The organism is Bradyrhizobium sp. SZCCHNRI3052 (assembly GCF_032484895.1).
Lineage (GTDB): Bacteria > Pseudomonadota > Alphaproteobacteria > Rhizobiales > Xanthobacteraceae > Bradyrhizobium.
This window is the reverse complement of record NZ_JAUETW010000016.1, coordinates 38,440-56,087: the sequence shown is the minus strand read 5'-3', so window position 1 is coordinate 56,087 and position 17,648 is coordinate 38,440. Positions and strand designations below refer to the sequence as shown.

At 66.0% G+C, this 17,648-nt stretch carries 16 protein-coding genes; 5 read left to right on the top strand and 11 right to left on the bottom strand.

Features of this window, described 5'->3' with window-relative positions:
* Positions 1 to 2: 2 nt before the first annotated feature.
* From QW887_RS30615 to QW887_RS30600, 4 genes are all read right to left on the bottom strand, one after another.
* On the bottom strand, positions 3 to 1,133 hold the full coding sequence (locus tag QW887_RS30615) for an acyltransferase (protein WP_316195780.1): 1,131 nt from the start codon (positions 1,131 to 1,133) through the stop codon (positions 3 to 5).
* Between the two features lie 85 nt (positions 1,134 to 1,218).
* Positions 1,219 to 1,911, bottom strand: coding sequence for an SGNH/GDSL hydrolase family protein (locus QW887_RS30610; RefSeq protein WP_316191402.1), 693 nt, complete (start codon positions 1,909 to 1,911; stop codon positions 1,219 to 1,221).
* Between the two features lie 57 nt (positions 1,912 to 1,968).
* Positions 1,969 to 2,346: a DUF2147 domain-containing protein gene (locus QW887_RS30605; protein WP_315712895.1), complete on the bottom strand. Its 378-nt coding sequence runs from the start codon at positions 2,344 to 2,346 to the stop codon at positions 1,969 to 1,971.
* Positions 2,347 to 2,529: 183 nt separating this feature from the next.
* Positions 2,530 to 4,197, bottom strand: coding sequence for a caspase family protein (locus QW887_RS30600; RefSeq protein WP_316195778.1), 1,668 nt, complete (start codon positions 4,195 to 4,197; stop codon positions 2,530 to 2,532).
* A 155-nt stretch (positions 4,198 to 4,352) separates the two neighbouring features.
* On the opposite strand from QW887_RS30600, the gene QW887_RS30595 reads away from it, so the two are divergent.
* The 3 genes from QW887_RS30595 to ahcY all read left to right on the top strand — a co-directional run bounded on the left by QW887_RS30595 (position 4,353) and on the right by ahcY (position 8,499).
* On the top strand, positions 4,353 to 5,702 hold the full coding sequence (locus tag QW887_RS30595) for a hypothetical protein (RefSeq protein ID WP_172112675.1): 1,350 nt from the start codon (positions 4,353 to 4,355) through the stop codon (positions 5,700 to 5,702).
* Positions 5,703 to 5,759: 57 nt separating this feature from the next.
* Positions 5,760 to 6,956 carry a methionine adenosyltransferase gene (gene metK, locus QW887_RS30590; RefSeq protein ID WP_316195776.1) on the top strand — a complete coding sequence of 399 codons (1,197 nt, stop codon included), beginning with the start codon at positions 5,760 to 5,762 and terminating at the stop codon, positions 6,954 to 6,956.
* Between the two features lie 121 nt (positions 6,957 to 7,077).
* Positions 7,078 to 8,499 carry an adenosylhomocysteinase gene (gene ahcY / locus QW887_RS30585; protein WP_315712889.1) on the top strand — a complete coding sequence of 474 codons (1,422 nt, stop codon included), beginning with the start codon at positions 7,078 to 7,080 and terminating at the stop codon, positions 8,497 to 8,499.
* A gap of 281 nt (positions 8,500 to 8,780) precedes the next feature.
* On the opposite strand, the gene QW887_RS30580 is transcribed toward ahcY, so the two are convergent.
* Positions 8,781 to 9,803, bottom strand: coding sequence for a hypothetical protein (locus tag QW887_RS30580; RefSeq protein ID WP_316195774.1), 1,023 nt, complete (start codon positions 9,801 to 9,803; stop codon positions 8,781 to 8,783).
* 294 nt (positions 9,804 to 10,097) lie between these two features.
* Here QW887_RS30580 and QW887_RS30575 point away from each other — a divergent pair, with 294 nt between their 5' ends.
* On the top strand, positions 10,098 to 10,277 hold the full coding sequence (locus QW887_RS30575; RefSeq protein WP_316195771.1) for a hypothetical protein: 180 nt from the start codon (positions 10,098 to 10,100) through the stop codon (positions 10,275 to 10,277).
* Between the two features lie 9 nt (positions 10,278 to 10,286).
* Here QW887_RS30575 and QW887_RS30570 read toward each other — a convergent pair whose 3' ends face one another.
* The 4 genes from QW887_RS30570 to QW887_RS30555 all read right to left on the bottom strand — a co-directional run bounded on the left by QW887_RS30570 (position 10,287) and on the right by QW887_RS30555 (position 14,517).
* Positions 10,287 to 10,862, bottom strand: coding sequence for a cytochrome b/b6 domain-containing protein (locus QW887_RS30570; protein ID WP_316195769.1), 576 nt, complete (start codon positions 10,860 to 10,862; stop codon positions 10,287 to 10,289).
* Positions 10,863 to 10,909: 47 nt separating this feature from the next.
* A complete protein-coding gene (locus tag QW887_RS30565; protein WP_316195767.1) occupies positions 10,910 to 11,188 on the bottom strand; it encodes a PepSY domain-containing protein in 279 nt (92 codons plus the stop codon).
* Positions 11,189 to 11,455: 267 nt separating this feature from the next.
* Positions 11,456 to 13,957 carry a TonB-dependent receptor gene (locus QW887_RS30560; protein ID WP_316195765.1) on the bottom strand — a complete coding sequence of 834 codons (2,502 nt, stop codon included), beginning with the start codon at positions 13,955 to 13,957 and terminating at the stop codon, positions 11,456 to 11,458.
* Between the two features lie 179 nt (positions 13,958 to 14,136).
* Complete coding sequence (locus tag QW887_RS30555; RefSeq protein WP_316195763.1) at positions 14,137 to 14,517, bottom strand: DUF2946 family protein; 381 nt, start codon at positions 14,515 to 14,517, stop codon at positions 14,137 to 14,139.
* Between the two features lie 466 nt (positions 14,518 to 14,983).
* Here QW887_RS30555 and QW887_RS30550 point away from each other — a divergent pair, with 466 nt between their 5' ends.
* Positions 14,984 to 15,475 carry an ATP-binding protein gene (locus QW887_RS30550; RefSeq protein ID WP_315753608.1) on the top strand — a complete coding sequence of 164 codons (492 nt, stop codon included), beginning with the start codon at positions 14,984 to 14,986 and terminating at the stop codon, positions 15,473 to 15,475.
* 112 nt (positions 15,476 to 15,587) lie between these two features.
* On the opposite strand, the gene QW887_RS30545 is transcribed toward QW887_RS30550, so the two are convergent.
* Positions 15,588 to 15,842, bottom strand: coding sequence for a hypothetical protein (locus QW887_RS30545; protein WP_316187620.1), 255 nt, complete (start codon positions 15,840 to 15,842; stop codon positions 15,588 to 15,590).
* 92 nt (positions 15,843 to 15,934) lie between these two features.
* On the bottom strand, positions 15,935 to 17,620 hold the full coding sequence (locus QW887_RS30540; RefSeq protein WP_316195761.1) for a PAS domain-containing methyl-accepting chemotaxis protein: 1,686 nt from the start codon (positions 17,618 to 17,620) through the stop codon (positions 15,935 to 15,937).
* Between the last annotated feature and the right edge of the window lie 28 nt (positions 17,621 to 17,648).

The following is a 17,648-nucleotide window of genomic DNA, read 5'->3' as shown; positions in this document are numbered from 1 at the left end:
GATCAGTGATGCGGAAGCGGGGCCGGAGCAATCCGCTCCGCTTCTTTTTTGCGCAGCAGCGCGCGGCGGATCAGCCGCTGTGCCGGGGCCTCGAACCCGGAATAGGTGAGATACGCCGCGGTCAGGGTCAGCCCCATGAAGCCGACCCAGAACGAGGGGCTGCCGTAGGGGATCGCTCGTCCAAGCGCGCCGAAAGCCAGCGCGATCGTGAGCTGGATCGGGAAGTGCAACAGGTAGCACGAATAAGTCATGTTGCCGGCGGCCTGCAGCAGGACTTCGGTGCGCCGCGGCAGCGTGATGGGCGTCGCGCAGACGAACAAGAGGATGGGTGTATAAACGAGCAGGAGCGCTGCGGAGCGCTCGGCAAGCTCAACGCCGGAGAGCCAGAGGGCCGGCGGAATTGTAACGACGGCGCACGCGGCGAACGCTTCCAGCCGCGCGCGGTACGGGGCATCGGCGACGCTCTGCCGCACCATGGCGGCCAGTCCGCCGGCATAGAAGAACACGAAACACTTGCCGACCAGTGTCCCGCTCGCGATGCCGGCCAGGATCATCGCCAGGTTCAACAGCGGCGATGTGGTGACGAAACGCAGCGCCAGGAAGAAGGCCGCATAGACCAGAACCTCGATCGAGACCGACCAGATCGGGCCGTTGAAGCTGACCCCGGTCGGCGGCAGCCAGTCGCTCGCCATGAAAAGCTGGGCGACGAAATGAGCGAGATCGTTGCTCTGGTAGACGAAGAAGACGCCGTGCTGCGCGGCATAGAGGGCCTGCAGCCCCGCGACCAGCAGCAGCGTTGCGAGATGCAGCGGATAGAGCCGCGACACCCGGTTGACGAAGAAGGTCCAGCCATCGACCGTGCCATCCGGGATGATCGCGCTGTACTTCCAGAAGAAGATGAAGCCCGAGATGCACCAGAAGATCACCACGCCGTATTCGCCGAGCTCATAGAACGGAAACAGGACATTGTAGAACGGCAGCTCGCTGCGGACGAGATCGACAGGGGCATCGGCGATGTAGGCGAAGTGCGGGTAGTGCCACAGCAGCACCGAGATCGTGGCGAGGAAACGCAGCAGCTCCAGTCCGAGCAGCTTGTGAGTCCCAGGCGATGTCGATGTGTGAAGCGGGGCCATGCGGTGATCGTTAACCGTCTCGACGGGATGTGCGCCCCCATCCTAGCCGGCGCGAAGTGAAGGATTGTTTTCGCAGCCTGCGGGATCAGCGGCAGGCGAGCTCGGTTCCCTGCAGGATCGCCTGGTCCCAGGACCGATAGCCCATGGCATTCAGGTGGATGCCTTCGAGCGTGAACGGCGATTCCATCGGCGGCAGGGGCAGGAAGGTCGCGCCGGTGCGCCTCGCGAGGTCCGGCAGCATGGCGCGATAGCCGGTGATGTTCGCCATGGCGGCCTTCTCCATGGCCGGCGTGAATGGCCCGCGCGCCTCGACGGAGGGAAACTCGGTGACGAAGATGCGCGTGGTGAGGTTTGACAGCTCGCGCAGCAGGGCCTCGTAGCGCCCGGCGAAGGCCTCGCCGGAGTCGGACTTGGCGGTCAGCGCATCGTTCACGCCGAGGGAGACGATGATCGCGAACGGCCGTTTCGGGCCGAGTGCGGGCTTGAGCCAGCCGGCCAGGTCGCTGCGCGTCCCGGCGCCGGCGAGACCGGCGTTGACGATCGGATGTCCGCAGGCGCTGGCCGGCAGCGTCGCCGCCTCGACGATGCTGTCGCCGAGCACGACGATCGGGTCATCGGAGCGCGCCATCAGGTTGTAGTGGACGATGAGCTGGCGAACCGTGCGGTGGTCGCTGCCCGACGGCGTCGCGGAGCGGCGCGCCAGCACGAACGTCGCGGCTGCTGCGGCAATCACCGCAAACAGCACGAATCCCAGCCGCGCCTGCGTCTTTGCTGCCATATGGACGATCGATGCCTTGATGCGACCCGACCGTAGTCTGAATTCGCAAACGGAGCTCTAATTCGCCCGCGTCCAGGTCGAGGAACGGCAGATGACGCCGCCAAAGGCGCAACCGGCGGTCGTCAGGGTGCCGCCGGTGAGCGTCATCTTGGCATCATAGGTCTTGCCGTCATCGGGATTGCTGTAGCTGCCGGCCCAGGCATTGGGGCCGGTCGGCTTCATCCCGGAGAACAGCCGCTGTCCGACCTTGGCGGGAGTGTCGGTGCCTTCCTTGATCCAGACCAGCGTGCCGCAGACGGCGCCGCCGCAGGGCGCGAATTTGACCTTGGAGGCGCCGCTTTCGCGCAGCCAGACGCCGGTGACATCGTCGGCGAGCGCCGGGCCTGCGGCCAGCACGACTGACAGACCAAGTCCAACAACGAAACGACCGATCATGCGAGCCTCCCTGATCCTTCGAGACGAGCTTGTTGCCGGCGGATCGTGTCGGCGATTGGGCGGGCCGACGGCGATACGCTTCGTCTCCATTGTGCGGCAGCATATCAGGATTCGGGCATGCTGCACCTGACTCCCCGAGGGCCGTGACGGTCGGGCTGGAGCAGCGCCTGCCCAGCCGCAGGTCTATCTCGCCGCCAGATAGACCTCACCGAGCAGCGAGGAGTTCGACCACGGCACCTGCTTGTTCTTGGTGCCGGCCACGACCTCGGCGCGAACGCGCGTCAGCATCTGCTGCACCTCGAGACCGGGCGTGCCGATGTGGCGGGTCAGCGCCGCCGAGAACGGGCTGTTGTCGCCGTCGCCGTCGAGCGCGACCTTGCCCGGCGCCGTCGCGAACGCGATCAGCGTGCCGGCCCCGGACGTTGCGCCGGTACCGAGCGAGGTTGGTGCGGCGAGCCCGCTGGCGCTGAGACCCCGGCCGGGGCCGGCGCCTGCCGTCTCCGGCGGGGCGAACGGATTGTTGCGGCAGGCATCGAGGATCAGGATGTTGGTGCGGACCTGGTCGTCGAGCCCGGCCAGGATCTGGTCCATGTCGACCATCGCCGTGACCACGTCGCTGCCTGCAGACGGCGCAATGTCGGTGGGGACGAGATAGTTGCGGCCGTCGATCTGCACGCCGTGGCCGGCATAGAACACCACGGCGACCTGCGCCCGCGCCGCCTCGCGCAGGAAGTCGCGCGTCTTCGCCTGCATCGCCGCGCGGTCGAGATCGAGGCCCTCCGTCACCGTGAAGCCGATGTCGCGCAGGCTCCTGGCGATGGCTCGCGCGTCGCGCGGCGGATTGGGCAGCGGCTGCACGTGCGTGTAGGCGCCGTTGCCGATGACCAGCGCCATGCGCTGCCCGGTCGGCACCGCTGCGGCCGAGGAGGGGGCCGGGGATTCCGGCCGCTGCTGGGGGCGCGCCGCCGGCTCCGACAGCAGCGACAGCCGCACCCTGGCGGTGGCCTGGCTGGCCTTGCTGCCGGCATCGGATGCGGTGGGCTTCAGCGCCGCGGCGTAATCCGCCTTGGCCGCATCGAACTCGCCCTTGGCCTCATAGGCCAGCGCGCGATGCACGTGGGCTGAGATGACGACGCTGCCCGGCGGTGTCATCACGTTGGCCGGCGGATTCTGCGCCAGCCGGACCGCCTCGGAGGCGTCGGCAACGGCGCGGTCGAGATGGCCCTTGGCGCGCCAGATCACGCTGCGGTTGATCAGCGGCGAGGCCAGCGCCGGATCGAGCCGGATCGCCTCGTTGATGTCGCCGAGCGCGCCGTCGAGGTCGCCGGTCGCTTCCTTGGAGATGCCGCGATTCTGCCAGGACAGCGCGGATTTCGGCGTCAGCCTGATCGCCTGGTCATAGTCGGCAATCGCCCTGGCGTAGTCGCCGGTGCCGCGATAGGCGTTGCCGCGGTTGTGGAAGAGCGTGCCGCTCGGCGCGCCGCTCTTGATGGCGTCGTTGAAGTCGGCGATCGCGATCTCGTACTCGCCCTTGTCGTAATAGGCCGAGCCGCGCAGATTGTAGATCGCCTGCGCCGGCTGCAGCCGCAGCGCCTCGGTGGCATCGGCGATGACGTGGGTGTAGTCGCCCTTCTTGTTCCAGCCGACCGCGCGCCAGAAATAGATCGTGGCGAGCTGGCTGCCGGAGAACACCTTCAGCGCGATGATCTTGGTGCAGGCGGCGATCATCTGGTCGGCCGGCGTCGTCTCGGTGGTACAGAGGGGGCCAAGCTGGGACTTCGACTGGGCGAGGCCGGGAGACGCCCAGAGGGTAGCCAGCAGCGGTATCAGCAGCAGGAGGGAGCGGCGCATCGGCACGGACCGTGGGGGACGAGAGGCGGGAACCTATCCGGTTTGTTGCGTCCGGAAGGTTCCGGGTTCAGGCTCTTTCCAATGGTGGGCAGATGGTGCTAGGAGGTTGGGCCAAGGGCGCGTTGCCCACTCCTATTTCCCACCCGTCGGGCCGAATGAAGAACGACCAGCTGCTCGCCCAGATCACGGAGTTCTGCCGCCAGTCGGACATGGCGGAATCGACGTTCGGCCGGCGCGCCGTGAACGACGGCAAGCTCGTGCAGCGGCTGCGCGAGGGCAAGCGCATCACCATCGACACGCTGGATCGCATCCAGGCCTATATCGCGGCCTCGACTGGCACGCTGCCGCCGCCGCGGCTCGACGTCGTGCCCGAAAAGCGCGATCCCAAGAGCAATTTCCGCTTCTTCGAGAACCGTCAGAAATACCTGCTGTTCGTGCACACCTGCAGCGAGAAGCGGGTGGTGGCCGAGCGCGTCGGCCTCGAGCTCGCCAGCATCCATCCGCGGCCGCCGGCGCTGCGGCTGTTCGACGCCGGCGTCGGCGACGGCACCGTGCTGTCGAAGGTCCTGCGCACCATGCACGGCCGTTTTCCACACATTCCGTTCTATGTGGCCGGCAAGGAGCTGAGCCTCGAGGATGTCAGGCTGACACTGGAGAAGGTCCCGGACCGGCTGTTCGAGCATCCGGCCAGCGTGTTCGTGTTCACCAACATGAACTATGCCGAGGCGCCCTGGCTGACGCCGGCGTCGCCTTCGGTAGCCGCCTCGATGATCTGGCACGAGGTCGTGCTGCAGGGCGATTCGTCCGGGGATTTCGAGGCCCAGATCACGGCGCTGAAGCCGTTTCTGGAGCAGAACTGGCGCGCCAACGTCTCCCAGCGCACCGGCATGCCGGTCTATGAGCGGCCGATCGCCCTGGTGCTGTATCGCGAGGATCACCGCTTCCTGCTCGACGGCATCATCCCGCGGGCCGGTCGGGTCGAGGCCAATTTCGACCTGATCATCGCCTCGCAGCCCTACCGGGCCCGGTCCTCGGTCAATTTCCGCGCCAAGCGCATCATCGCACCGCTGGCGCGGGCGCTGAAGCCGGGCGGCCGGCTGATCGGAATCCACTCCCACGGCCAGGATCCGGGCCTGGACATCATCCAGGCGGTCTGGCCGGGAGAAAATCCTTTCTCGGTGAGCCGCCATGAGCTATTGCGCGCCGTGAAATACGAGCTCGGCTCCAGTGGGCGGGACTTAAATTTTAACGCCTATGCGGACAATCGCTCGATTTTCAGGTATGAGATGGAGGCTCTGCCCAACGAGGTCACCGGTGCGATCGGAACCTCGACGGCCTTTGCAGCCTGGAACGCGGCGGTGTATGTCGCGCAGATCGAGGAAGACCGCCTGACCGAGGTGGCCCACTCGTCCCGCGCGCTCGACGCCGCCAGAGAGGTTCTGCGAAAGCACAACGGGCTGTGGTTCTACGATGAATCCTACGTCATCTCGCGGCGTCGCGACTGACATTCCTTAGGGATCAATACAAACGACCGCCGTGGGCGGCGAAGAAGGGGTTGCTTGATGCGCGCGTCATATCTGTTCACCTCGGAGTCGGTGTCCGAAGGCCACCCGGACAAGGTCTGCGACCGTATTTCCGACGAGATCGTCGACCTGTTCTACCGTGAAGGGCCGAAGGCCGGCATCGACCCCTGGCAGATCCGCGCCGCCTGCGAGACGCTCGCCACCACCAACAAGGTCGTGATCGCCGGTGAGACCCGCGGCCCGGCTTCGGTCACCAACGAGCACATCGAGCACGTCGTCCGCGAGGCCATCAAGGACATCGGCTACGAGCAGGAAGGTTTTCACTGGAAGACCTGCGATATCGAGATCCTGCTGCATCCGCAGTCGGCCGACATCGCCCAGGGCGTCGACGCGCTGCAGCCCGGCGAAGTCAAGGAAGAGGGCGCCGGCGACCAGGGCATCATGTTCGGTTACGCGACCAATGAAACGCCGGATTTGATGCCGGCGCCGATCTTCTATGCCCACAAGATCCTGCGGCTGATCTCGGAAGCCCGCCACGCCGGTGTCGAGAAGGTGCTCGGTCCGGATTCCAAGAGCCAGGTCACCGTGCAGTATGAGAACGGCAAGCCGGTCGGCGTGCGCGAGATCGTGGTGTCGCACCAGCATCTGGTCGAGGACATGACCTCGGCGCAGGTCCGCGAGCGCGTCGAGCCTTATGTGCGCAAGGCGCTGCCGGAAGGCTGGATCACGTCGAAGACGATCTGGCACATCAACCCGACCGGCAAGTTCTACATCGGCGGTCCCGATGGCGATGCTGGTCTGACCGGCCGGAAGATCATCGTCGATACCTATGGCGGTGCGGCCCCGCATGGCGGCGGCGCGTTCTCCGGCAAGGATCCGACCAAGGTCGACCGCTCCGCCGCCTATGCCGCGCGCTACGTCGCCAAGAACATCGTCGCCGCCGGTCTCGCCGACCGCTGCACCCTGCAGCTCGCCTATGCGATCGGCGTGGCGCGGCCGCTGTCGATCTATATCGACACCCACGGCACCGGCAAGGTGCCGGAGGAGGTGCTCGAGAAGGCGGCCGCTCAGGCGATGGACCTGACGCCGCGCGGCATTCGCACCCACCTCGACCTCAATCGCCCGATCTATGCGCGCACCTCGTCCTACGGCCATTTCGGCCGTACGCCGGACAATGAGGGCGGCTTCTCCTGGGAGAAGACCGACCTCGTCGAGGCGCTCAAGCGTGCGGTGTAGCTCTTAGTGCCGTCATTCCGGGGCCGCGCGACAGCGCTGAACCCGGAATCTCGAAGTGATGGATTCCGGGTTCGCGCTGACGCGCGCCCGGAATGACGCCTTTTACAGACAGGAACCCCACATGACCGCCAAGCCAGGTTTCAACGACTACATCGTCAAGGACATTTCGCTCGCCGAGTTCGGACGCAAGGAGATCTCGCTCGCTGAGACCGAGATGCCCGGCCTGATGGCGACGCGCGAGGAGTATGGCCCGAAGCAGCCGCTGAAGGGCGCGCGCATCGCAGGCTCGCTGCACATGACCATCCAGACCGCGGTGCTGATCGAGACGCTGAAGGCGCTCGGCGCCGACATCCGCTGGGTCTCCTGCAACATCTATTCGACCCAGGACCACGCCGCCGCCGCGATCGCCGCCGCCGGCATTCCGGTGTTCGCCGTCAAGGGCGAGACGCTGGTCGACTATTGGGACTACACCGCCAAGCTGTTCGATTGGCACGGCGGCGGCCATCCCAACATGATCCTCGATGACGGCGGCGACGCCACCATGTACGTCCATCTCGGCCTGCGCGCCGAGAACGGCGACACGGCGTTCCTCGACAAGCCGGCGTCCGAGGAAGAGGAGGTGTTCTTCGCGCTGCTGAAGAAGCAGCTCAAGGAGAAGCCGAAGGGCTACTTCGCCGAGATCGCCAAGTCGATCAAGGGCGTCTCGGAAGAGACCACCACGGGCGTGCATCGTCTCTACGACATGCAGAAGGCCGGCACGCTGCTGTGGCCCGCGATCAACGTCAACGACAGCGTCACCAAGTCGAAGTTCGACAACCTCTATGGCTGCCGCGAGTCGCTGGTCGACGGCATCCGCCGCGGTACCGACGTGATGATGTCGGGCAAGGTCGCGATGGTCGCCGGCTTCGGCGACGTCGGCAAGGGCTCGGCCGCCTCGCTGCGCCAGGCCGGCTGCCGCGTCATGGTGTCCGAGATCGACCCGATCTGTGCGCTGCAGGCGGCGATGGAGGGCTATGAGGTCGTCACGATGGAGGACGCCGCGCCGCGCGCCGACATCTTCGTGACCGCCACCGGCAACAAGGACATCATCACCATCGAGCACATGCGCGCGATGAAGGATCGCGCCATCGTCTGCAACATCGGCCACTTCGACAACGAGATCCAGGTCGCCTCGCTAAAGAACCTGAAGTGGACCAACATCAAGCCGCAGGTCGACGAGATCACCTTCCCTGACGGCAAGCGCATGATCCTGCTGTCCGAAGGCCGCCTCGTGAACCTCGGCAATGCGATGGGCCACCCGTCCTTCGTGATGTCGGCGTCCTTCACCAACCAGACCTTGGCCCAGATCGAGCTCTACGCCAACAACAAGGACGGCAAGTACAAGAAGGAAGTCTACGTGCTGCCGAAGTCGCTGGACGAGAAGGTGGCGATGCTGCATCTCGCCAAGATCGGCGTGAATCTCACCAAGCTGCGCCCCGACCAGGCCTCCTACATCGGCGTCAAGCCGGAAGGCCCGTTCAAGTCGGACCACTACCGCTACTGATATCCGGCGCACCGCGCGGCGAAACGACGAAGGCCGGGGCATTGCCCCGGCCTTTTGCTTGCTTTGGCGTAGTTGTGAGTTGAATCTGCGCCTGCCTCCGATCGGCATTGCGAGCCACCTTGTCCCCGCGGGTGCGCGGCCCGATGACAAGCTCCGCGAAGCAATCCAGAGTCGTGGACGGGACTCTGGATTGCTTCGTCGCTTTGCTCCTCGCAATGACGGAGATCGCGGCGCGCTCTATGAAATCAGCGGAACGCCGCGACCTGCGGTGAACGTGACAATCAGCTCGTTCGCCGCGAGGCCAGCGCCGACGCGCGGATCGCCTTCGTACGCTTCGCCGCATGATGCTCAGGCCGTGCCGCGATCCGCTTGTGCTTCTTCGTCTCCGCCGCTGCCACCTTCACGGCCGGCGCGCGATGCTTGGCATATTCCTCGCCGTCGACCGGGCCGACATGCGGCGGGTCGTGATCGAGATAGGGCCGGCCGATGCCGAACGTCTTGCCGTTGGCATCGACCCATTTCCACAGCGCCTCGGTCGCCACCCAGCGCTGTGCGCGCGTCGCGCCGTTGACGCTGACGATGTCGGCCGCGAGTCCGTGGCCGTAGCCGCCGCGCAGGCTGCCGCCGTGATAGGAGCGGTTGCTGGCGGCCTTCAGGCCGCTCGCGATCTCCTGCCGGTAGTCGTCGCGGAAGCCGCTGGTGATGCCGGGCGCGAGCCCTGCGGCCTCGGCGGCATGCAAGGTGTGAAACAGCTTCAGCTTGAAGCCGCGGTCCATGCCGCCGATCACATACTCCATCATGCTGCGGCCGACGCGCTCGGCCGCCTTCGGATCCTTCCAGGTGAAGTCATTGTCGACGAGCTTGGTGAAGCTGCGCGTCACCTTCACCATGCGCCCCTTGCGCTTGACCGTGACGACGCGGCGCTCGGTCTCGCGGATCTTGTCGAGCTTCGGCGCGCGCTCGTACAGCGCCCACAGATAGCGGTCGATGCAGGCATCGATGTTGGGGCACTCGTCGAGGATCTCGATGCGGTCGGCGCTGGCGACAGTGGGCCGGGGCGGTTCGGTCGCCGCGCCGGGCGCGGCCTGTTCGTCCGCCGGCAGAACAGCCGATGGAGTGATCGACGCGGTCGTCAGCGCAGTCTCGGCTGCGGTCGGCTGCGGCGACGTCGCGATCGGCTCCGCGGCGACGGGCGGCGTCGCTGCCTCGATCTCGGCGGCGGCCGCGGGCCATGCCGCCGCACAAGCTACCAGGACAACGGACCGACACAACGCACGCGCCAAAAGCTGCTGCGAGCTCATCATCCGGCCTCCCCAAAATCCGAGCCCCTGCTGGTGAGGGGCGGTCAGGCATCCGATACCTGCGATTGTTCGGCGCAAGACGGCCCGGCGCAATAACGCATCTCCGCGCCCGCGCAGCTTTTGCGAGAACTGTGGCCTGCGTGCAACGCTCGTGAGTTCCGTGTGTGGCGCGATTCGCCGCGAACGATCGTTCGGCGATGACAGATGCTGGAGACCGCAGGGCCTCTGGCTGACGCTCGGTTGCCACCGCCAGCCGCGCCGCGTACTCTCTTGAAACTGGTTCGTGGAGCTGACGTCATGAGCACCATCGAGATCATCGTCGGCGGCACGAGGTTGATCCGGGACTACGCGCCCGAGGACTCGATCTGGTCGCTGCCCGAGGAAAAGCGCGAACGCAAGGCGCTGGCCGATGCGCAGCGCGATCTCGCCATGGGCGCCGACCATCTGGCGCAGACGCCCTACGCCGTGCGCGGCTGAGCCGCCCGGTCAGCGCGAGCCGCGCCGCAGCAGCTTGCGCCCCGTCAGCATGGCGCGGGCGAGATTCTCGCGCTGCAGGCGGCTCACCAGCACGACGCCGGCGACATGCAGCACCACCAGCGGGATCAGGAGATATGACGTCACCTCGTGGGTGTCCTCGACCCACCAGATGCCGAAGAAGCGCACGGTCACCTGCATCGCGCCGGTCATCGCGGAGACGATGAGCAGAAGCAGCAGTGCGAGCTGCATCGCCGTGCCCGCGGGATTCAGCCCGAGATAGCGCCCGGTCTTGCCGCGCCGCAGATTCCACAGGTAGGCCGGCGTCGCGCGCAGCCGGAGCTTGAGACTGCGGAAGCGCGAATGGCGGGTACCGATGATGCCCCAGATCAGGCGAAAGGCGAGCAAGCCGAGGATCGCGTAGCCCGCGATCCGGTGCAGGCCGTCATGGACGTTCGGCGTCACCCAGGCGATGAGCACCAGCACGGCCAGCATCCAGTGCCACAGCCGCAGCGGCAGGTCCCAGACCTGCACGGTGTCGGCGGTGTCCTGGCGTTTCAGGCCGGCTCGGGGGGCTGTGCCGTGCATGGCTCTCACGTCACGTCGTCCAGCACGCTGGCCGACGCCTGCGCCAACTACTTGGCGATCGTGTGCTTCAGGCTGAGATCCTCCGGGCTGTAGAACAGCTCATGGAGCTTGCCGCCCTTGACGCCGTAGACCTCGTAGCAGGAGCCTTCGACCTTCGAGCGGCGCACCTCGTAGCCCGCTTCCTTGGCCTTGGCTTCCGCCTCGGCGGCCGGCTTCCACTGGGCCTTGTCGAGCTTGGTGCAGTCCTTGTAGCCGTCGGCCAGAGCCGGCGAGATGGCGAAGCCGGCGAGTGCGGCACCGATCACGGCCGCGATGGTCAGTCTCATCAATCCCTCCAATGAGAAAATTCAAATACGATGCATCGTGGGATCAGTGGAGACGGCAACCGCCCCGATGTGTCAACGGAGCGGCGGCTGGAATCGCTCTTAGAGCTTTTCCAAGTTCGTGAGAGCGGCGATTTTGACCGAGAATCGCAGACGGCGTGATGCGCGACGTTACGTCTCGCTCGTGCCGCTCGTCGCGACGCCGTGTCGTCTGGCTCCCGCTCTCGCCCTGTCCCGCTGGCGGGACAGGGCGAGATGCGAATGCCGGCGTCAGAATTCCAGGTTCGCACCCAGATAGAACGAACGTCCGGGGCCGGGAACGGCGGTGCCCCACATCGTCGCGGTGCCCGATACGCCGCCGCCGGTGGCAGCGACGGTGCCGGCCTCCTTGTTGAACGACATCGATGCGCCCTCGCCGATATAGGCGCCGCCGAGCGGTAGGTAGTAGAGCTTGTTGAACAGGTTCTCGACGCCGAAGCTGATGCGCAGCCTCTGCCAGGTGTAGTTGCTGCGCAGGTTCACCAGGCTGTAGCCCGGGGTCTTGAGCTCGTTGCGCGCGACGGAGACGTCGGACTTGCGGCCTACCATCACCAGCTCGAGGCCGCTGTCCCAGCCGTCGAGCCGGTGCGTGAGCGTCAGCTTGCCATTGATCGGCATGATGTTGTAGAGGCCGCTTCCGGTGTCGAGATTCCGGCCGTTGGTATAGCTCAACACTCCTTTCAGGCCGAAATCGCCGATCGACGTCGTGCCCAGCGGCGCTTTGCCGGACAGATCGAACCCGTACAGCCGCGCCTGCTGGTTCATGTATTTCATGATCACGAACTGGTTGGCGACGGCAGGCACGGGGGCGGTGTTGGTGGCGGCCTTCCACTGCACCGCATCGATGTAGTCGCGTACATGGGTGTAGTAGGGCGTGAGCCGGATCTCGGCCTCATGGTCGGCGCTGTGCCAGGCGCCGGTGAAGCTCACGGTATGGGCGACCTCGGGTCTCAGATTGGGGTTTCCGAGATAGCCGTTGCCGTCGCCGACGAAGTTGTTCATCTCCAGCGCCATGGTGTTGCGCGACCAGGAATAACGCTCGTAGAGATTCGGCGACCGGGTCTTCTGCATCGCGCCGAACTCGAAGGTGAGATGGGCGCTCGGCGTGTTCCGGAACAGCGCCGTCAGATCGACATTGTTGTCCTTTCGCGAGCGATCCATGGCGTTGAACGCCGCGCGGGAGCCGACCGAACTCGTCTCGTACATGCCGGACATGAACCCCGATGTCAGCGGCGTGGTGCTGGTGTTGTAGCCGACGACCGGTCCGGTGTCGGTCTCGACGCGTTCGAACCGCACGCCCAGCAGCGACAGCCAGGACGGGCTCCACTTCGCCTCCCACTCGCTGAACACGCCGGCCCGGTCGCGCTTGCCGCCGTTGATGTTCCAGAACGTCAGTGGCGCCATGCCGCCGATGCAGTTGCCGACGCCGCAATCGGGGGCCGGCGGCCACCAGTCGTCGAGACGGTAGGTCTGCAGGTCGACGCCGACGCGGACCACGTCGCGGGACGACAGCGTGATGTCGGCCTTGGAGGTCAGGCCGTTGGTCTTGGTGTGCGTATACATCGGCATGCCGTTGACCGGATAGCGCGCACCCGTCGTGTTCGGCGGGCTGAGTGTGCCATACGAGAACAGCCGATCGCCGCCGAAGTCCATGTAGTGATCGACGGACTGGTGATAGAGGCGGGTGTCCAGATCTCCCCAGTCGAACCGGCCGAGATGGTGCAGGTTGAAGCTGTAGGCATCGTTGCCCAGCATGTCCATGCGCTGGTTCGGGTAGAGCTGATAGGGGACCTCCTGCACTCCCGCCTTCAGCTCGATGAGCTGGCCGTCCTTGTTCCAGGCGATGCCCATCAGATGATTCCTGGTCTCGTAGGCGGACGAGCCGACCTGATCGAGGGGAAGCACCGGCGTGATCGAACTCCTCAGGGTGAAGTTCTTGAAGTTGCCGCCGGCCGTATAGTTGTCGGCCTTGACCGCAGCGCCGCTGTAGCTGACGCTGTAGTTCTCGGTGGCCATGGTGGCCGACAGGTTGACGCCGCGCACGTTGCCGTTGCTGCGGTAGAACGTGCCGATGCTGCCTTTGGTCAGCAGGCTCTGCCCCGGCGCCGCGAACAGGGCCGCCGGCGAGCTGACGGCGACGGTGCCGCCGATCGAGTCGCCGCCGACGCTCACGGGCGTGATGCCCGCCCAGACCTTGGCCGCGGCGACCTGGGCCGGATCGATATAGGACAGCGCCGGGTTCATGTGATTGGGACACGAGGCGATGGTGTCCATGCCGTCGACCTTGATGCGCAGGCGGTCGTCGGCGAGGCCATGGATCGCCGGCAGGCTGGAGACCCCGCCGGCCGAATAGAGGCTGACGCCGGGGACATCGGCAAACAGCGCAGCCGTGTCGTTCGTGGTGGCCCGCTTCGCCAGGATGTCATCCGGTGCAACCGAAGTGGCGCCGGGAGGCGCGGCGACGCCGTCGGATGAGGCCGCCTGCGGCGGTGGTGCGCTTGCGGGATTGGTCGTCGCCGCATGTGCGCCCCTGCGGCGGACTGCCGTTCGGGCGGCCGGGCGGGGCTTCGGGACAGCGACCGTCACCTGCGGCAGCGTGGCGGCGGAGCGAGCCTGCGATGGGTCCTGCGCGAGCACGGGACTCGAAAGGGCGAATGCCAGCAGCGCCGGCGATGTGAGCACGGTGGTTGAGCGGAGCAACCGCCGCCGGACGGGTGTCGAACAATGGTCCATGAGGGGATCTCGGAATAGGAATGGGAGAGGCGCCCGGCTGCGAGCGCGCCGTGGCCTCGTGAACATGTCGCGACGAGGCGGCTCCGGGCACGGCTGCGGCGACCGCCGGACGGCAGCCCACAGCGCGCGCGGACGAGACCGGCCGCATCGTGACGGGATGAGATGTCTGGAGTATCGGCCTAGAGGGCCGCCGGTGGTCCGCGAGCGACCGGCAGTTCGAGCGCAGGCAGAGGCGCCGCAACGAGGTCTGTCCGCTCGATCAGGATCGCCACGACCACCGGCATCGGCCGCGCCACGGCGGGGACGTGCGGGACAGTGACGCCGCGCCCGAGCGCACAGAACGGACAACTCGCGCATTGCTTGGCCGCAGTGCCGATGTCGTCCGACGTTGGATCGTCGGCGGAGCTCTGACAGATGATGGCGACGGCATCGGGGGTCGCAACCGCAGCGCTCATCGCGGAGAGCGCCAGCGCGGACTGGAAGATCAGGGCCCATGCCGCGAACCAGACGAGAGCGCCGCCGAGCCGCGACAGCGCTGCGCGCCGCCGCGCCGAGCGCATGCGCGCCTCACGTCGTGCTGATGCGATGCCTTGTAGTTGACGCCCTTGACGAGCCACCGACTGACGCCCCCGTCCCTCGCAACTACCTACAGGAGCGGACATCCGGTTGGCAATGGACGACACGCGGCCGGCTCGACTCCCGTCGCAGTGGATCAATTCGGCCACAGTGAAGTGACTTCAACTCATTCGCGAGCGGCCGGTGCGACTGAAATGCGCGCGGGCCATTCTTGCGAGTCGAACTCAATCGCGGTGCGGTCTCGCAACGGATGACGGCCGGGCCTGGACGCCGTCAGCGACATCTGTCAAATATATCCTCATGACCTTCCGCATTCGCATCGCAGGCGCTGCCGTCAGCAGCCGAATTACCGACCCGGCCTGATCCGTCGGGCCGGGCGCTTCCGCCTGCGAGAATTGCCTGTGAATGCTCTTGGCGCCCGAAGCGGCGCCGTATGCGAGGTCTGTATCCGTGTCTCCCAACCAACCGACGCTGCACCTCGTGTGCGGCAAGATCGCTGCCGGCAAATCGACGCTCACCGCGGAGCTCGGCCATCGCCCGGCCACCGTCGTGGTCGCCGAGGACGACTGGCTGTCGCGGCTCTATCCCGGCGAGCAGAGCAGCCTGGCGGACTACGTGCGCAATTCGTCACGGCTGCGCAGCGTGATGGGGCCGCACGTCGTCGCGCTGTTGCGGGCCGGCGTTTCGGTCGTGCTCGACTTCCCCGCCAACACGCCGGCGAGCCGCGCCTGGATGCGCGGTCTGTTCGAAGCCGCCGGCGTGCCGCACCAGTTGCACCATCTCGACGTGCCCGACGAGGTCTGCAAGGCGCGGCTGCGCGCCCGCAACGCGGAAGGCCGCCACGCCTTCACCGTGACCGACGAGGAGTTCGACCTGTTCACTTCATACTTCGTGGCGCCGACCCCGGAGGAAGGATTCGACGTGATCTTGCATCGGCCGTGACCTTGCGGCGGCGACTGGGACTGCTGTCGTCCCGCTGGCTTGTTGGCGGCAATCCTGGCGGTGCGCGTCGCCGCGCAACCGTCAGCCGTGCCGCGGCGATCACCGCCTGGTCTCAGAAGATTGCGTCCAGCGCGCTTTCGGCAGCGGAGATGAGCGCGCGCACCTTTGCGCTCTCAGACAGTAGCGCGGCGAATGACGGGTCCGCGCCGATGTGCTGATCCAACTCATCCAAGGCGTTGCGCCACTGCTGCAACTCTTGCTGGAGGCGTTCGGTCTGGGGACGCAGGAGTGCCCGACAAGCCGCCACGGCGTGCTGTTCGACGAATCGCGAGGAATCGGGAGCAGGAAAATGAATGATGTCGGCCACGGTCTTCTCGTCAGCGCCTTCTTGTGAACGCCCCCATTCGATCGCTTATGGGGCGGCGGCCCGCCGGGCTCCGCCGCCCTGGTCGCGCGCAGCTAAGCCGCGGTCCGGGCGGCCAAGGCCTGAGCTTCGGCTGCGGCGCGGGCCATGCTGGACGACATCTCGTTCGTCACCGTGCTCTGCTCTTCCACCGCCGCCGCCGTCGAGGTGACGTATTCGCTGACGCTGTTGATCGCCTGCTTGATCGAGTTGAGCGCCGTCACGACGTCGCCCGAGATGCCGTTGAGGTTCTCGATTTCCTGGGCGATCTTGTCGGTGGCCTGCTTGGCCTGGTTGGCGAGGTTCTTGACCTCGGCGGCGACGACCGCAAAGCCACGCCCGGCTTCGCCGGCGCGGGCGGATTCGATGGTGGCGTTGAGCGCGAGCAGGTTGATCTGCCCGGTGATGTTGTTGATCATCTCGACGATGCCGCTCATCGCCTGCGTGGCTTCGGACAGCCGTTGCGCCTGGCCGTCGGCGGATGCCACCTGACCGACGGCGCCCATCGCCGTCTCGCGGGACTTGGTCATGGCTTCGGAAATCTCCCGCACAGACGCGTTCAACTCCTCGGAGCCCGCTGCGACGGATTCCATCATCGCACGGACGCGCTCGTTGCCTATGCGCACCAGCACCTGCCTGGTGACGTCGGTCGCATACTTCACGACCTTGAACGGCTTGCCGTTGAGATCGAGGATCGGATTGTACGAGGCCTGGATGTAGACCTCCTTGCCGCCCTTGCCGATGCGTTTGTATTCCGCCGCCTGATACTGCCCCCGGTTCAGGTCGGCCCAAAACTCGCGATATGCGGCACCATCGCGCTCCGAAGGCTCGACGAACATGCTATGATGTTTGCCTTTGACCTCGGCCAGGGTGTAGCCGAGCACATGCAGGAAATTGTCATTCGCGGTGATGATCGTGCCGTCCATGTTGAACTCGATCACAGCCTGCGACTTGCCGATGGCATCGATCTGGCCGGCCAGATCCGCGTTCCTGAGCTTCTGCGCGGTGACGTCGGTCGCGAACTTGACCACGCCGAACGGCTTGCCGGCGGTATCGAGCATGGGATTGTAGGTGGCGAGAATCCAGACCTCCTTGCCTCCCTTGCCGATGCGCTTGTATTCGCCGCCTTGATATTCGCCGCGATTGAGGGCCGTCCAGAACTCGCGATACGCCGCGCTGTCGCGCTGTGACGGCTCGACGAACATGCTGTGATGCCGGCCCTGGATCTCGTCGAGCCGATAACCCAGAACGTCGCAAAAGTTCTTGTTCGCCGTCACGACCGTTCCGTCCAGCTTGAACTCGATCACGGCCTGGGCGCGATCGATGGCAGCGATCTTGGAGCCGTCCGCCATGCTGCGCAGCTTTTTCGCGGTAATGTCGGTCGCGAACTTCACCACCTTCACCGGTCGGCGGTTGCCGTCGAGAACCGGATTGTAGGACGCCTCGATCCAGACCTCGCCGCCGCCTTTGGTGATCCGCTTGAATTCTGCGGCCTGGAATTCGCCGCGGTTGAGAGCCGCCCAGAATTCGCGATAGGCCGCGCTGTCCCGCTCGGCCGGCGCCACGAACATGCTGTGATGCTTGCCCTGGATCTCATCCAGCCGGTATCCGAGCGTATCGAGGAAGTTCTTGTTTGCCGTGATGATCGTGCCGTCCATGTTGAACTCGATCACGGCCTGCGAGCGGCTGATCGCGTCGAGCATGGCCTGTGCGTCACCCTTGGCGTGTCTGCGGCCGAACATTCTCTTTCCTCTCTAGGTCTGCTCTGCC

Excerpts from the sequence above, each read along its gene's own strand:
- QW887_RS30595 (WP_172112675.1), top strand. The coding sequence starts at position 4,353 with ATGAAGAACGACCAGCTGCTCGCCCAGATCACGGAGTTCTGCCGCCAG.
- QW887_RS30555 (WP_316195763.1), bottom strand. The coding sequence starts at position 14,517 with ATGCGCTCGGCGCGGCGGCGCGCAGCGCTGTCGCGGCTCGGCGGCGCT.
- QW887_RS30560 (WP_316195765.1), bottom strand. The coding sequence starts at position 13,957 with ATGGACCATTGTTCGACACCCGTCCGGCGGCGGTTGCTCCGCTCAACC.
- QW887_RS30610 (WP_316191402.1), bottom strand. The coding sequence starts at position 1,911 with ATGGCAGCAAAGACGCAGGCGCGGCTGGGATTCGTGCTGTTTGCGGTG.
- QW887_RS30575 (WP_316195771.1), top strand. The coding sequence starts at position 10,098 with ATGAGCACCATCGAGATCATCGTCGGCGGCACGAGGTTGATCCGGGAC.
- QW887_RS30615 (WP_316195780.1), bottom strand. The coding sequence starts at position 1,133 with ATGGCCCCGCTTCACACATCGACATCGCCTGGGACTCACAAGCTGCTC.
- metK (WP_316195776.1), top strand. The coding sequence starts at position 5,760 with ATGCGCGCGTCATATCTGTTCACCTCGGAGTCGGTGTCCGAAGGCCAC.
- ahcY (WP_315712889.1), top strand. The coding sequence starts at position 7,078 with ATGACCGCCAAGCCAGGTTTCAACGACTACATCGTCAAGGACATTTCG.
- QW887_RS30570 (WP_316195769.1), bottom strand. The coding sequence starts at position 10,862 with ATGCACGGCACAGCCCCCCGAGCCGGCCTGAAACGCCAGGACACCGCC.
- QW887_RS30540 (WP_316195761.1), bottom strand. The coding sequence starts at position 17,620 with ATGTTCGGCCGCAGACACGCCAAGGGTGACGCACAGGCCATGCTCGAC.
- QW887_RS30600 (WP_316195778.1), bottom strand. The coding sequence starts at position 4,197 with ATGCGCCGCTCCCTCCTGCTGCTGATACCGCTGCTGGCTACCCTCTGG.
- QW887_RS30580 (WP_316195774.1), bottom strand. The coding sequence starts at position 9,803 with ATGATGAGCTCGCAGCAGCTTTTGGCGCGTGCGTTGTGTCGGTCCGTT.
- QW887_RS30565 (WP_316195767.1), bottom strand. The coding sequence starts at position 11,188 with ATGAGACTGACCATCGCGGCCGTGATCGGTGCCGCACTCGCCGGCTTC.
- QW887_RS30605 (WP_315712895.1), bottom strand. The coding sequence starts at position 2,346 with ATGATCGGTCGTTTCGTTGTTGGACTTGGTCTGTCAGTCGTGCTGGCC.